Source organism: Candidatus Eisenbacteria bacterium (assembly GCA_020847735.1).
Taxonomy (GTDB): Bacteria; Eisenbacteria; RBG-16-71-46; order RBG-16-71-46; family RBG-16-71-46; genus CAIXRL01.
Map to the genome: position 1 here is coordinate 1 of JADLBL010000014.1, position 15,532 is coordinate 15,532.

Sequence of the window (15,532 nt, forward strand, 5' to 3'; positions counted from 1 at the left end):
CATGAACCGTGAGCCGAGAGTGACGGATGCCCGTGAAGCGCAAGGAGCAGGGCTGGCCAGCGACGCAGTCGTGTCGGTGACACGTCGAGGAAGCTGGCCAGCCCTGCGACGCAGCGATTCGCGGGCATCCGTCACTTGCAGGCCACGGGCTCGTGAATAGGTCGGGCGAGCCTGTCCGGTTCGCGAAGGGGCGCCGGCCCTCGAGGACCGGCGCCCCTTCGCAGGCCGTCTTCAGGCCGGAGGGTTCAGTGGACGATCACGATCCGGCTCGAGGCGCTCACGCCGCCCTGCCGGGCGTGCACGAGGTAGACGCCGGGCGAAAGCCCCGCCGGGTCGAGCGGGACCGAGGATCTGCCCCGGGCGTCGGCCGCGAGCAGGGTGCGCACGCGCCGGCCGGAAAGATCCAGCAGCTCGACCCGGGCGTTTCCGGCTCCCGGCCAGTCCACCTGCAGGGCGGTGACGCCGCGCACCGGATTCGCCGCGAGCGAGAGGCGGGGGACGCGCGGCGCCGCCGGAGTCCCGACCGCCAGGGTGCTGGACGGTTCGAGGGTCAGGCGCGAGCCATTCGGCACGACGGGCACGGCCGGCACGGTGAGCAGGAACAGGTCGTCGGCCTCGAGGCTGCCGCTCTGCAGGATTTCACCGGTCCCGTAGTCCGAAACGGAATACCGGTAGGTCGTGCGGTTCGAAACGAGGAAGTTCTGCAGCCGCCGCGGCGTCACGTCCACGCGGATGGGCCCGCTGGCGGTCAGGTCGCCGTTGCGCGTGTGCAGCGTGCGCGGGCGCAGCACGATCTGCCAGAGGTCGCGCGTGTCCAGCAGGCTCGAATCGTCCCAGTCCACGAAGCCGTTGATCGTGCCGACCGAGTCGCCGACCGCGGGGTCGCCATCACCCGGATCCGAGTCGGCGCTGCAGTTCGACAGGGCCGGGAAGCTGCGGTCGAGCCGGAAGCGGTAGAGCCGCTTCCAGTCGAGCTGCTCGGGCGACCAGGTCGTCAGGTTCTGGTTGTCGGTGTGGGTCCGCTCGTCCCAGAACCAGGCGCCGCCCGCGCGGTGCGTCTCGAGGGCCTGGAAGAGGGGAATCTTCTCCTGCCACCCGACGACGTGATCGTTCTTGCCCACGAAGCCGAAGACCGGCGAAGCGCCGCGACCCTCGTAGCGCTGGGCAAGGTATCGGCCGTCCATGTACTCGTAGACGGGGGTGCCGTCCACGACCGGCAGGTTGACCGAGATCGGCGACCACATGCGCTCGAACGAGGTGACGAGCGTCGGCTGCGTGTCCTCGGTGAGCCCCGTGCAGGTCTTGGGGATGTTGGCCAGCGAGGCGGCGATCCGGTCGGGATGGTGCCAGGCGAGGAAGAAGGCGAAGGAGCCGCCCATCGAGGACCCCATCGCGTAAACCCGCTCGCGATCGGCACCGAAGTTGGCCAGCCCCCAGTCGAGCAGGTACATGACGAAGCGGTCGGTGTAGTCGAAGACGAAACCGCCGCTCGCGGGCCGGTTGTAGCCCTGGCTCGGGTCGTAGGATCCGTTGAAGCCGAGGTAGAAGGACGAAGCGTCCCATGAGGGCAGGTAGTCGTCGGGGGCGATGACGGTCTCGCCCGGCGTGCTGGTTCCGACCATGGAGTTGAAGTAGCTGCCGCCGTGCCCGTGACCGTGCAGAACGAGCCCACCGCCCGGGGCGCCCGGGATGACGCCGAAATGGCGGGCGTGGCCGTCGGACTCCCAGGTCGCGGGGAACCCGGGGACGTCGTTGCACGACGTGAAGATCACGTAGTCCTCGCAGCGCGGCGCCGCGATCGAGCGCTGCCAGACCGGCCTCGGCACTCCGAGCACCTCCCAGACCGGCAGCACGGTGGTGTTCTGGCCGGGGAAGAAGCTGTAATCGATCGGGAAGATCGAGTTCTCGGCGAGGATGACGTAGTGCGTCAGTCCGGTCTGGGTGGGGGTCGTCACGAACAGACCGCGGGTCAGCGAAAGCTCCGGGCCGGCGCTGTCGGTGTGGAAGGCGAGCGTCTGGCCGAGCAGCGAGGAGATGCGTCGGTCCACGGCGCTCGAGTCGCCGACCGAACCGATCTCCCACGCGTAGCTGAAGAAGTCCGAGGTGGTCCGCACCGCGCCGGCACTGGCGTACACGTGGTACGTCCAGCCGGTGCCCGGCAGGTTGTTCCACGAGACGAAGGTCTGTCCCCGGCGGTTTTCAGCGGAGATGCCGGTGACCTGCAGCGCGTGGGCGGCGCCGGCCATCGTCAGCAGGAGCGAGAGAACCGTGAGCGAGAATGCACGAGCTGGATAGGTTCGCGGCATGGGGGGATCTCGCGGGGGGTTGAGGTGGTGGCGCGATTGTACGCATCTCTGGTCATTCTCCAAACGATTTCTTCACCCGCGCCGGACGAAAACCGGCGACTCGCGGTCCGCGGACTTGTTTCAACGGTTTCATGCCAGTGCCCACTCTTCAGCAGGAGCAATCGCGCCCGACCCGCGCACGCGGGTGCGCCGTCGCTTCGCCCGGCGGGCCGGCGGCGGACCGCCGCGTGCGGGCGGCACGCCTCGTTGCGCCGGCTCCCGCCGCTGAAGCGCATCGCCCCCGCGGGCCGTGGCCGGCGGGGGCGAGGCAAGAAGCGTTCGGGCGCCGCGTCGCGGCGGCGCGATCGCGGAGGTCAGCGCTCGGCGATGCGCATGCCGTAGAACGAGCGCCAGACGAAGAACAGCGCCACCAGCATGGCGACGGCCGAGACGATCGGCGCGATGCCGGGGTTCGACACGCCCATCTCGACGGCGAGCAGGCCGAAGAGGGTGGTGAACTTGATGATCGGGTTCAGCGCGACCGAGGAGGTGTCCTTGTACGGGTCGCCCACCGTGTCGCCCACGACCGTCGCCGCGTGCAGCTCGGTGCCCTTCGCGTCCAGCTCGACCTCGACGACCTTCTTGGCGTTGTCCCACGCGCCACCGGCGTTCGCCATGTACACGGCCTGGAACAGTCCGACGATGGCGATCGAGACGAGGTAGGAGATGAAGAACGTCGGGTTGAAGAACGCGTAGGCGATCGTGATCGAGAAGATCACGATGAAGATGTTGAACATGCCCTTCTGGGCGTACTCGGTGCAGATCCGCACCACCGTCTTGGAGGCTTCGATGTCGGCGGCCTCGGCGGTGTCCAGCTTCATGTTGCGCTTGATGAACTCGACCGCGCGGTAGGCGCCGGTCGTCACGGCCTGCATCGAGGCGCCGGTGAACCAGTACACCGTGGCGCCGCCCAGGATCAGTCCGAGCAGCACGTACGGGTCCAGCAGGTCGAGCGAGAACGTCTGGCCGAGGTCGGCGTAGTGCTTCTGCAGCACGAGGATGATCGAGAACACCATGGTCGTCGCGCCGGCGACGGCCGTGGCGATGAGCACCGGCTTGGCGGTCGCCTTGAACGTGTTGCCGGCGCCGTCGTTGTCCTCGAGGTAGTGCTTGCCCTTGGCGAAGTCGGGCTTGAAGCCGAACTGCTTCTCGATTTCGCCCGCCGCACCCGGCGTGGTCTCGACCTGCGAGAGCTCGAAGATGGACTGGGCGTTGTCGGTGACCGGTCCGTAGCTGTCCACCGCGATCGTCACCGGGCCCATGCCGAGGAGGCCGAACGCGACGAGACCGAACGCGAACACGGCCGGGTAGCTCATGTACGCCGACAGGCCCTGCATCGAGTAGTGGTAGCTCACGTACAGCAGGATCGCGATCGTGAGGCCTTTCCAGAACACCGAGAAGTTGCCCGCGACCATGCCCGACAGGATGTTGAGCGAGGCGCCGCCTTCCTTCGAAGCCGCGACGACTTCCTTGACGTGACGCGAGTGCGAACTGGTGAAGACCTTGGTGAACTCGGGAATAACCGCCGCGGCGATGGTGCCGCAGGAGATGATGATGGACAGCGTCAGCCACAGGTTGCCGCCGAGCCCGCCGAGCATCCACTTCGAAACGGCGAACGTGACGAGGATGGAGACGATCGAGCAGATCCACACGAGGCTCGTGAGCGGCGCCTCGAAGTCCATCTTGTCCTTGCCGGTGTTCTGCGCGCGCGCCACCGCCGCGTTCACGACGTAGGAGGCGACCGAGGTCACGATCATCAGGATCCGCATGACGAAGATCCAGACCAGGAAGAGCGCCTTGTATTCCGGGAGCACCGCCAGGGCGATGAACGAGATGAGCGCGACGCCGGTGACGCCGTAGGTCTCGAACCCGTCCGCGGTCGGGCCCACCGAGTCGCCGGCGTTGTCGCCCGTGCAGTCCGCGATGACGCCGGGGTTGCGCGGGTCGTCCTCCTTGACCTTGAAGACGACCTTCATCAGGTCCGAGCCGATGTCCGCGATCTTGGTGAAGATGCCGCCCGCGATGCGGAGCGCGGCGGCGCCGAGCGACTCGCCGATCGCGAAGCCGAGGAAGCAGGCGCCTGCCATCTCGGCCGGCACGAACAGCAGGATGGCCAGCATCATGATGAGTTCGACGCAGATCAGCATGACGCCGATGCTCATGCCCGACTGGAGCGGAATCTCGTAGACCGGGAGCGGCTTGCCCTTGAGCGAGGCGAACGCGGCGCGGCTGTTCGCGTAGGTGTTCATGCGGATGCCGAACCAGGCGACGCCGTAGGAACCGAGGATGCCCAGGATCGAGAAGGCGATGATGGTCAGCACCTTCGCGGCCTCGAGATGCTGCAGGACGCCGAAGTAGTAGATGATGCAGGCGCCGATGAAGACCTCGAGCACCAGCAGCAGTTGGCCCTGCTTGAGCAGGTACGCCTTGCACGTTTCGTAGATCGTGTGCGAGACGTCGAGCATGAGCTTGTGGGCCGGCATGTTTTTGACCTGCACGAACATCGCCATGCCGAAGGCCATGCCGGCGATGCACACCCCGATGCCGTAGAACAGCAGCGTGCGCTGGCCGGGCTCGAGGTTCGGCAGCTGCAGGTCGAGTTCGCTGGCGAACGCCAGGACGGGGAGAAGCATTCCCGCGAGGAACGCGAGCAGGCCGGGCAGGATCGGTTTCCGCAGGGCGGATCCCGCGGTGCGGAACAGCTTCATCGGATGTGCTCCTCGGGTATTGGTGGGGCTGGCGGCGGGCAGCGCCGCGGGCACCCGCCGCGCCGGGCTTCCGCAAGGGTGCGAATCGGGGAGCGGCCCGCTCGACGGGGGGAATGGTGCAACCGGAGCCCGACGCCGGGTCCGGAAGGCGCGGAAGGATATCCGAAGGCGCGCGCCTGAAACAAGCCGCAAGCCGTGCCTAACGGGTGACAGCCAGCCGTCGAACGAGGTGTTCCCCGCCACGGGCCGCGCGCACGAAGTAAAGCCCCGCACGAACCCGCGACCCGGAGTCGTCGCGCAGGTCCCACGAGAACTCGTGGGTGCCCGCGCCAAGGGGGCGGTGCGCGAGTCCGCGGATGCGCCGTCCGTCGAGTCCGAACACCGCGACGCTGACGGGCGGGCCCTCGCCCGCGGGCACCATGAGGGTGAGTCGCGCGGCGTTCGCGACCGGGTTCGGAACGGGCGGGGAAAGCGCGAATGCGGCTCCGAGATCGCCGACGCCGGCGGTCGAGCGCACGCGCAGCAGGCCCGGCGTGACAGCGACGCTCGGCGAGCCCTCGTTGCACAGGACGTGCTGCAGCGTCAGAGGCATGTCGGTGCCCGGGGTGGCCGAGGGGGATACGGTCAACTCGAGCGTGTTGACCCGCGTGCCGGCCGAGGCGATGGCCGGGAAGCCCGCATTCGCCACGGCGATGAACGACGCGTTGCCGTTCACGAACGGTGCGCCCCAGTAGGGCATCCAGCCATCGGCCCACGATGCCGAGCCGCTGATCACGCCCGGCGTGAAGTCCATGCGGAACTCGATGGCCAGGATTCCGAGTCCGTCCGGCGGCGTGCTCGACTCGATCGGAACGACGACCGTGGCTCCCGGAGGCGCGGTCACCGTGGGCAGCGTGAACTGCAGATCCGCGGCCGCCGCGGGCCCGCGGACCGCGGCGGCGAGGGACAGGGCCATGGCGATGCCCACCGCGAGCCCGCGGTGACCGTTAGCGGCGCACCCGCCGGTGCGGATCGGCGGCAGGCCGGCACCGTTCGTTCCCGGACAGGCGACGCCTGTGCCGCCGGCACAGTTCATCGCACCACCCCGACTTTCCGCGTCAGGCTCCTGCCCGCCGCTTCGAGTCGCAGGAAGTAGAGTCCGGGTCCGACCGCGCGGCCGAGGTCGTCGCGCACGTCCCAGCGCGCCTCGTGCGCGCCCGCCGGCAGGGCCCCGTTCACGAGCGTGCGTATGCGCGCGCCGCCCAGATCGAACACCTCGAGCCGGACGGGCGAGCCGTATCCGGCCGGGGAGGGCAGTGTGAACGGCACGCGGGTGGAGCCGCGCGCCGGATTCGGCACCGGCGCCCCGAGCGCAAAGGCGACCTGCGCCGGGCCGGCGTCGGTCGTGTTGCGCACCTGGATCACGCCGTTCGCCAATTGCGGGCTGGGGTCGCCCTCGTTGCACGTCAGCCCCGAGAGCGTCAGCGCGACGTTCGTGCCCGGCGTCGCCGACGGCGAGATGTCGAACTCGAACGCCGCCAGCGTCGTGCCGGCGTCGTCGAGCGTCGCCGTGCCCGCCGCGGCCGCGGTGATCGAGTTCGGGGTGGAACTCCAGGCCAGCGAGCCGAATCCCCACTCGGACCACAGCGCCGAACTCACCGGCCGCGCCGCGGTGAGCGCCGCGCCCGCCCAGGAAAGCGTCATCTGCTCCGACCAGATGCCCAGCGACCCGACCAGCCGGTCCGAAGTCAGGGGCACCCGGACGGTGGTGCCGGGCGCGCCGGTCACGGTGCCCAGCGTCGCGCGCAGGTCGTACACGCGCAGCATCGTGTTCAGGTCCGCCGAACCAAGCGCATCCTCGGCGCGGACCTGCGTCACGCCGCCGTGCAGCGCGGTGAGCAGGCCGGAGCCGTCAATGCTCGCGACCAGTGGATCCAGCACCGACCACGTCACGGGCGGTGTCGGGGTGCCGCCCAGCGTCATCTGCTGGGTGGCGCCGGCCAGCAGCGTGACCTGATCCGGGTAGACGTAGATCGGCGGCAGCGTCGTGAGCTGGATGTTTCCGTTCGTGGTCTTCGCGGGAAGCGTCTCGTTGAAGATCGCGTCCGAGACGGTGAGCGTGCTGTTCCCGGTCTTGTCGGGCAGGCCGGAGAACTGGACGTAGCACAGGACTCCCGAGCCGCCGAGATCGCTGGTGCCGGCGAAGTCCACGGTGCAGAAGTTGGGGCTCGCACCGAGCACGGGCGTGCCCCAACCGTTCAACAGCGTGCCCGGGGGAGCGCTCACCCCGGTGGCGGCGACGAACGATCCGGTCCACGAGAGCCGGAACTGGCCCGAGCGGATTCCGAGCCCGGCGAGCGAGGTCACCGTGATCGGCACGGACACCGACTGGTTTTCCGGAGCGACGCCGGCCCCCGCCGTGAGCCCCATCCCGCGGATCAGGATGTCGCCCGTGGTCTGGCTCGAATGCAACGCGGCGTCCGTGCCGGTGACCCGCACCGCTCCGGGCGCGACCCCGGTCAACAGGCCGGCGGGGGAGATGGTCGCGACCAGCGGATCCGTGGTCGTCCACGACATGGGATTCGTGACGCTGCCGGAGACGAGGAACTGAAGGGTCTGTCCGCGGACGATCTCGCCGTTGTCGGGAGAGACGTTGATCTGCGGTGTGGCGTTCACGGTCAGCGTGCCGTTCGTCGTGGTCGCCGGCGGCGTGCCCTCGTTGAAGAGCACGTTCGACAGCGTGAGCGCGCTGCCCCCGCCATTGATGAGCGCCGGGTTGATCGTGAAGCGGACGATGACGAGCGTGCCGGCGCCCGCGAGCGGCGCCGTGCCCGCGTCGCTCACCATGATCTTCCCGGTGCCCGCCACGTTCGTGACGTTCCACGCGGGCGCGGTCCAGCCGGCCGCGGACGGCAGCGTGCCGGTCGTGAGTACGTTCACGGCGGTCACGACCGTGTTGTTGTAGCTGAGCGAGAATTGCAGCGAGACGACGCCGAGACCGGTCAGGTCCGCCGTGCTGATGGCGATGTCCACGTTGTCGCCGGCCAGGCCGCTGCCGCTGCCCGCCGTGACGAGCGCCGCGCGGGCGGGGCCGGCGCCGACGGCCAGGGCCGCCAGCGCCAGCGCCGCCGCCAGCGTGAAGACGCGAGTTCGGAGCATGGGATCGATCTCCTCAGGTTCGCGCCGGTCAGCGGACCACGATGAGACGCTGCGTGAAGACGCCTCCCCGGAGGTTCGCGCGGACGAAGTAGAGTCCGGCGGGCACGGCCCGCCCGGCATCGGAGGTGAGGTCCCAGGTCAGCGGGTGGACTCCGGCGGCGAGCGGCCCGTCGTGGAGCGTGCGCACCGCCCGGCCCGTGACGTCCATGACGCGCACCCGCGCCGGCGCGCCGGCGTCGGACGGGGCGATGGCGAGCCGCAGCACGGAGGACTCGCGCACCGGGTTCGGCGACGGCCGCCCGAGGAAGCTGAGCGCCGGCGCCGCCGGCGCGACCGACAGCGTCACGGCGTTCTCGTTGACACGCGCGAACGCGAGCCGCGGCGCCTGAAAGTCCGCCGCTGCGGCCGGGAAGCGCAGCACGGCCACCTCGCCCGCGGTCAGCGGTTCGAGGGCCGCGAGCGCCGCCGCCGCGGCACCCTCGCCGGGCCGCGCCGCCCGCAGCACGCGCTCGCCGTCGGAGGCCGTCACGTCCGCGAGCGAGCCGGCGTCGCCGCCGGCCAGCCGCAGCTCGAGCGCCCAGATCGGCGCGTCGCCGGTCACGGTCACCGGCACGAGCCATTCGTCGCCCTCGCGGCGGGCGTCGCCGAGGGTCACCTCGAAGCGTCCCTGCGCGCGGCGCGCGAACTCGCGGGCCGCCACCACGTCCGCGGCGCGCTGCGCGCCGTTCGCCGCGGCGGGGAACGCCGGGATGACCCCGGCCACGTACTGGAGGATCAGCGAAGCATCGAACGCGGTGACGCCGGCCGCGCCGCTCACGTCGCCGACGAGCAGTTGGAGCGGACTCAGGCTGATGGCGGAAACGGCGTACTGCAGCACGAGCGAGGCGTCGTAGGCGAGCACCTGCCCGTTCAGCGACACGTCGCCGAGCAGCGCGTTCTGGATGCCGCTGGTCGCGAACGGCAGGTAGTCCACGTTGTTGCTGACGATGTCGCCCGTGCCCGCGTTCGTGCCGAGCCCGCACAGATCGGCGGTCGCCGAAGCGTCGTTCGGGCCCGAAGGGGCGCCCCACCAGTTGCCCTCGGCGTTCACGCAGAACGCGGCGCCGGTGTTGTTGATGCCGTAGTAGGTGTTGCCGTAGATCGAACAGCCGTGCACGACCGGATTGCTGGAGCCCTCGACCGAGATGCCCACCTGGTTGTAGGCGAAAAGCGTCGAATCGATCGTCGGCGAGGAATTCACGCAGCGAAGCGCGCCGTAGCTCGAGCCGCTGCCGCCGTAGCGGAAGACGCAGTTGCGGAAGACGACCTGCGGGTCGATCGCGGTGCCGTCGATGGTCGCGTAGTACCAGTCGCCCGGGGCGGGAGCGGTCAGCGAGCCGTCGTTGTTCGAGTCTCCGCCGTAGAAGTCGTCACGGTACGAGGTGAACACGATCAGGCTCTCGGGATCGGTCCGGCCCACGGCGCTGATCGCGCGTTGCACCAGAACGGAGCCGCCGCCGCTCAGCTTCACCTGCACGCCCGGCTGGATCGACAGCGTCGCGCCGAGACCGATGGTCAGCTGGGAATTGAGGAAGTAGGGCATGTTCTCGCGGCCGGCGACCGGGCGGATCTTCCAGAGCACGTCCTGGGCCACGCTCTCGCCGATGACGCCGAGGGCGGTGTACCAGTTGCCCACGAAGGTGCAGTTGTTGAACACCGGGTCGCTGACGATGGACATGAACACCGGCAGCCCGATGCCCGCCGCCCGGGTCGAATCGAAATCGCAGTTGTTGAAGACCGGTGTGGAGGCGCCCTCGATGTAGACGGGTGCCGCCCAGTTCTCGCTGAACTGGCAGTTCGAAAGCGTCGGACCGGCGCTGACGAAGCTGAGGACACCGCCGCTGTAGCTGCCATAGCGGAAGCGGCAATGCTGGAAGCTGTTGGCGACGTCGCTGCTGACCGCCTCCAGCTGGATGCCGTACCACTGGCCGGGTTGCGGCGTGGACGCGGCGCCGTCGTTCATCACGTCCTGCCCGAACGCGTCGTCGGCGAGCGAGGTGAAGACGATCAGGCTGTCGGGCTTGCCGACGGCCGAGATGGCGCCCGAGACGTCGATGTACGTTCCGACCGGGTCGTTGAAGACGCGCCCGAACTTGAGCACCACGCCCGGGTCGATCGTCCACTTCGCGCCGAACGCGATCGTCAGGTTGCCGGCGGGCGCGTAGTTGAGATTCGAGTAGGGGCCGATCTTCGCGACCCTCGTGCGGACGTCCTGGGCGATCGTCTCGGACAGAATGCCGAGCGCGAGGTAGGCGTTGTTCGCGAACGTGATGTGCTGCCCGTACGTCGGGTTGCTGATCAACGACGAGACGATCGGAAGCTGCGTGCAGTTGAGGATCGTCAGCGAGTCCAGCGAGGGCTGCGACGTCCCGGTGAACGTGAACGCCGTGCGGTTCTGGAAGAACTCGAGGCGCGCGAAACGCGGGCCGGCGCTGTTCGTGGTCAGCACGCCGGAGGTCTGCGCGGGGCCGCCGAACTGGAACAGGCAGTAGCGCACGACGCACGACGCGTCCACGGCCGTGTCGTCGAACTGAATGCTGCCCCAGTCACCGGCCTGCGGGGTCGAGGCGTCGGTGGGGGTGGTGTCGCCCGCGATCGCGTCGTCGCGCCTCGAGGTGAAGAAGATGCGGCCCGTCGTCCCGTTCGATCCGACCAAATTGAGCGAACCGTCCACGTCGAACACGACGAACGAACTGGTGGGCTTGAGAACGACCTGCGGATCCACGGTCAGCGTGACCCCGCTGGCCACGGTGATGGTGCCGGTCGGCAGGTACGCGAACGTGGGGCTGGCCGCGTTTCCCACGTTCGGCCGGTACCGGATGCGCGCGTTCTGCGACAGCGTTTCGGACAACAGCGCCAGCGCGTTGTAGCCGTTCGTCGTGTAGGTGTTGTTCGTGCTGATCTGCGGGTCCGACAGCACGCTCATCGCGATCGGCGCGTAGGTGAGGTTGTCGAAGGTGTTCCCGTCGATGATCGGGGCGCCGTCGCCGTCCACGCGGATGCCGTAGGGGCACTTGAAGAAGGAGCTGTTCGTGATTCGCGGGCTGGCGCTGGTCGTCCACACGCCGGGCGGCCAGCCGTCGCCCGTGTAGTAGCCGCCGTACGAAATCCGGCAGAAGTCCAGCACGCAGGTCGCGTCGTTCGACGTGCCGGTGAAGCGGAGGTACTGCCAGTTGCCGGACGACGGCGTCGTCGTCGCGCCATCGCCGTTCGTGTCGGCGGGGTTGCCGTACTGGTCGTCGTACAGCGAGGTGAACACGATGGGCGCGACCGACGTGCCGTCGGCCACCAGCGCGCCATCGCAGACGATGCCGCCGCCGCCGCCCTGATTCTTGATGACGACGCCCGGGCTGATCGTCAGGGTCACTCCGCTCAGGACGTGCAGCGCGCCGTTCATCAGGTAGTACGTGATGTTGGCGAAGCCACCGGTGTTGCGCTGCGGGATCACCGAGTTGACGGCGACGTCCTCGCCGTGGAGTCCGATCGCGGTGATCGCGTTGGCGAGGAAGCTGACGTTCGTGAGCGTCGGGTTCGCCGCGACCGACATCAGGATCGGCGTGGACGAGCAGTTGTTGATCGCCACGTCGCTGATCGCCGGGTTCGAGGTGCCGAAGAGCGCGAGCCCGTGCCCGGCCTCCGAGAGCAGCGTGTTGGAGACGCCGATGTTGTTGTTGGTCATCTGCACCATGCCGCCGGCGTTATTCGTGGTCCCGAACTTGAGCCGGCAGCGCTGGATCGAGCCGGTCGCGCCCTGCGCGAACACGATCTGGCCCCAGTCGCCGCGCGAGGGCGCGGTGATCGAGCCGTTGTTGTTGGTGTCGTTCGGCGAGCCGAAGTTGTCGTCGTGGATCGAGGTGATCGTGATCGTGTCCCCGGCGGCCGCCGTGCCGTTCATCGTCAGGTTGCCACCGCTGCCGACGAGGAACGAGTACGCGGCGATCGGCTTGATGACGACGCCCGGCGCGATCGTCAGGCTGCCGCCCGCATTAATCGTCAGCGAGCCGAGCAGGACGTAGGTGACGTTCGTGATCGGATTCACGCCGACCGTGGCGCCGCGCTTCGTGAGTGAGGTGGCGGTCGCCAGTGTGCCGCCGCGAATGCCAATCGCGTCGTAGCCGTTGTTCGCGGTCGAGAACGCGAGGCTCGAGAACGCGGGGTTGGCCGTGAAGTCGATCACGACCGGCGTGTAGGTCGAGGCTTCGATGCTGGTGCTGTTCAGCGTCGGCGCCGCGGATCCGCCGCAATCAATGCCGTAGGTGGACTTGCGGATCACGCAGTTCGTCACCGGATGGCTGCAGTTGTTGAAGTCGAGTGCGCCGTAGTTCGACGAGCCCGCGTAGCGGATGTCGCAGTAGGTCAGCGCCGAGCTTCCGTCCACGGTCCCGTCCGCGAACACGATGCTGTTCCAGTCGGCGGTCGCCGGCGTCGTGGCGTTGCCGTCGGCGTTCGTGTCGCCGGCCGGGTTGTTGTCGTCCTTGATGGAGGTGAAGTAGATGTTGCTGCCCGCCGTACCCACGGCCTGCAGGGCGCCGTTCACCGCGAGCTGGGCCCCGCCGTTGAACTTCACGACCACCCCGGGCTGGATGGTGAGCGTGACGCCCGCGCCGATCGAGATGTTGTTCATGATGCGGAAGGTCGTGCCGACGACGGTGCCCGTCGGCCCCCAGGTCGTGTTCGCGTTGACGTTCGTGGAGACCTGGACGACCTGGGCGGACGCGGAGGACGCGAGCAACGCGGACGCCGCGGCGAGCATGAGAACGCGAGTGTGGCGCATGACGACTCCGGTTTCGTGGGATCGGGACGAAACGCGCCCCGCAGGATCGGCGTGGATGAGCCCCTGCGGGGAGGGTCTGGGGAAAGCTCCTCGGCATCGGCAGGTGGGAAACGTCATCCGGCCTCTGCGCCTTGCAAGAATCTAACGCCGCGCGCCCGTACTTCATCACAGGGTTTTTTGCGCGATCCGATAATCTGGCCCCTTGAAACCGGCACGCGGTGGCGCGCACGAGGGGCGCAGCGGATTCCAGGGGGAGGGCAGTTGCGCCCGTGGCGGCGGCCCCGATTCGGGCGCGATTGCGGGACGCGATGCGCCGATGAAGACCGGGTCCCCGCCGTTTGGTGGGCGAGCGGTGGCGCGTTAGGCTGCGCGCGACTGTTGCACGACATCACGACGCCGGGTTGAACTCCCGAGGTCCGGCCGCACGGGCGGCCGGCCGAACCCGAACCGGGGCCACGCCATGAGCGAAGCCAAGCCGCAGGTCAGCGAGCAGGAGGCCCGCGCCGTCGCCGAAGGCGCGCGCGAGAGCTCCTGGGAAGCGCCGTCGTTCGTCCGCGAACTGTTCCTGGGCCGGCTCGATCTGGGCCTGGTCCACCCGTGGCCGGAGCCGGATGCCGACGAGCAGAAGCGCGCGGCCGAGTTCCTGGCCGTGCTCGGGCGCTTCGCGCGGGAGCGGATCGACGGCGAGCAGATCGAGCGCGACGCGAAGATCCCCGAGTCGGTAGTTCAGGGCCTGCGCGACATCGGCGCGTTCGGAATCAAGATCCCGCGCGAGTACGGCGGGCTCGGCCTTTCGCAGTTCACCTACTGCCGGGCCATGTCGCTGCTCTCGACCGTCAACTCCTCGGTCGTCGCGCTGCTGTCGGCGCACCAGTCCATCGGCGTTCCCGGTCCGGTCAAGATGTTCGGAACCGAGGAGCAGAAGAAGCGCTTCCTGCCCCGGCTCGCGAAGGGCGCCATCTCGGCGTTCGCGCTCACCGAGGAGGAGGTCGGCTCGGATCCCGCGCGCATGACGACCACGGCGGTGCCGACGCCCGACGGCAGCGCGTGGATCCTGAACGGCAACAAGCTGTGGATCACGAACGGCACGGTCGCGGAGCTGATGGTCGTGATGGCGCGCACGCCCGGCAAGGACGGCCGGCCGGGCCCGATCACCGCGTTCGTCGTCGAGTCGAACAGCCCCGGCTTCGAGGTCACGCACCGGCTCGGCTTCATGGGTCTGCGCGGCATCGAGAACGCGACGCTCAAGTTCACCAACGTGCGCGTGCCGAAGGAGAACCTGCTGTGGGGCGAGGGCAAGGGCCTCAAGCTGGCGCTCATCACGCTCAACACCGGCCGGCTGACGCTGCCCGCGACCATGGCCGCGCTCGGCAAGTGGTGCCTGGGCATCTGCCGCCAGTTCGGCAACGAGCGGGCGCAGTGGGGAAAGCCGGTGGGAAAGCACGACGCCGTCGCGCAGATGCTGGCGAAGATGGCGTCCGACACCTACGCGATGGAGGCGGTCGCGGACCTGGGCTGCCTTCTGGCCGACCGCGGACGAAGCGACATCCGGCTCGAGGCGGCGATCGGCAAGCTGTGGAACACCGACCTCGCCTGGGCGCTGTGCGATGACGCGATGCAGATTCGCGGCGGCCGCGGCTACGAGACCGCGCCGAGCCTCGCCTCGCGCGGCGAGGCTCCGGTGCCGCTCGAGCGGGCGATGCGCGACCTGCGCATCAACCGCATCTTCGAAGGCTCGAACCAGGTCATGCGGCTGTTCATCGCCCGCGAGGCGCTGGACCTCCACCTCACGGTGGCGGGTGACGTCGTGATGCCGAACGTGCCCCTGGGCCGGCGGCTCGCGGGGCTCGTCCGATCGGCGGTCTTCTATCTCGGCTGGTATCCGTCGCGCTGGCTCGGCTGGGGGCGCTGGCCGCAGTACGCGGAGTTCGGGCCGCTCGCGGACCACGTCCGCTGGGTCGAACGCACCGCGCGGCGGCTCGCACGGCAGGTCTTCCACCTGATGGTCGTGCACGGCCCGGCGCTCGAGCGCCGTCAGATGCTGCTCTTCCGCGCCGTGGACGTGGGCGCCGAACTGTTCGCGATGGTGGCGGTGTGCTCGCGCGCCCTCCGCGACACGCGTCGCGGCGTGGGCGCGGGCGGCGCGATGGAACTGGCCGACGTGTTCTGCCGCGCGGCACGGCGGCGTGTCGAGTCGCTGTTCGCGGCCATCGCGGCGAACGACGACGAGCGCAACTACCGCACCGCCCGCGGCGTGCTCGAGTCGCGCTTCGACTGGCTCGAGGAAGGCATCGTCGCCGCGCCGGCGTCCGGGCCCGCGGCCGACCGGCGGGGCACCGCGGCGAGCTGACGGCCGGGGGCGCCGCTCGCGGACGCCGGCGGAGGGCGCCTATGGCGAGGCGGGCCCGGAAATTCCCGCCATTGCCCCGACCGCGCGGGTTGTGCACAATGCCGCCGCACTCGCCAGGGAGGCGGGTGGCTGGGCGGGCCCGCCCCGGGTTCCGCCCGCGCTGGCGCGGCGGCCAGGC

At 69.3% G+C, this 15,532-nt stretch carries 6 protein-coding genes; 1 reads left to right on the forward strand and 5 read right to left on the reverse strand.

Annotated features, from left to right (window positions below; translation table 11 throughout):
- Window positions 1-245: 245 nt before the first annotated feature.
- The 5 genes from IT347_05910 to IT347_05930 form a co-directional block, all read right to left on the reverse strand.
- Complete coding sequence (locus IT347_05910) at window positions 246-2,306, reverse strand: T9SS type A sorting domain-containing protein (protein ID MCC6349110.1); 2,061 nt, start codon at window positions 2,304-2,306, stop codon at window positions 246-248.
- A gap of 353 nt (window positions 2,307-2,659) precedes the next feature.
- Window positions 2,660-5,053 carry a sodium-translocating pyrophosphatase gene (locus tag IT347_05915; GenBank protein MCC6349111.1) on the reverse strand — a complete coding sequence of 798 codons (2,394 nt, stop codon included), beginning with the start codon at window positions 5,051-5,053 and terminating at the stop codon, window positions 2,660-2,662.
- Window positions 5,054-5,252: 199 nt separating this feature from the next.
- Complete coding sequence (locus tag IT347_05920; protein MCC6349112.1) at window positions 5,253-6,008, reverse strand: hypothetical protein; 756 nt, start codon at window positions 6,006-6,008, stop codon at window positions 5,253-5,255.
- 116 nt (window positions 6,009-6,124) lie between these two features.
- Window positions 6,125-8,191, reverse strand: coding sequence for an Ig-like domain-containing protein (locus IT347_05925; GenBank protein ID MCC6349113.1), 2,067 nt, complete (start codon window positions 8,189-8,191; stop codon window positions 6,125-6,127).
- Between the two features lie 28 nt (window positions 8,192-8,219).
- Window positions 8,220-13,004, reverse strand: a complete 4,785-nt coding sequence (locus IT347_05930; GenBank protein ID MCC6349114.1) for a right-handed parallel beta-helix repeat-containing protein — start codon at window positions 13,002-13,004, stop codon at window positions 8,220-8,222.
- Between the two features lie 460 nt (window positions 13,005-13,464).
- On the opposite strand from IT347_05930, the gene IT347_05935 reads away from it, so the two are divergent.
- The gene (locus IT347_05935) at window positions 13,465-15,354 is read left to right on the forward strand and encodes an acyl-CoA dehydrogenase family protein (protein MCC6349115.1); all 1,890 of its coding nucleotides are present in this window, start codon (window positions 13,465-13,467) and stop codon (window positions 15,352-15,354) included.
- Window positions 15,355-15,532: the final 178 nt, after the last annotated feature.

Coding starts and splice junctions, on each gene's coding strand:
- IT347_05925 (MCC6349113.1), bottom strand. CDS start 8,191: ATGCTCCGAACTCGCGTCTTCACGCTGGCGGCGGCGCTGGCGCTGGCG.
- IT347_05930 (MCC6349114.1), bottom strand. CDS start 13,004: ATGCGCCACACTCGCGTTCTCATGCTCGCCGCGGCGTCCGCGTTGCTC.
- IT347_05935 (MCC6349115.1), top strand. CDS start 13,465: ATGAGCGAAGCCAAGCCGCAGGTCAGCGAGCAGGAGGCCCGCGCCGTC.
- IT347_05920 (MCC6349112.1), bottom strand. CDS start 6,008: ATGGCCCTGTCCCTCGCCGCCGCGGTCCGCGGGCCCGCGGCGGCCGCG.
- IT347_05915 (MCC6349111.1), bottom strand. CDS start 5,053: ATGAAGCTGTTCCGCACCGCGGGATCCGCCCTGCGGAAACCGATCCTG.
- IT347_05910 (MCC6349110.1), bottom strand. CDS start 2,306: ATGCCGCGAACCTATCCAGCTCGTGCATTCTCGCTCACGGTTCTCTCG.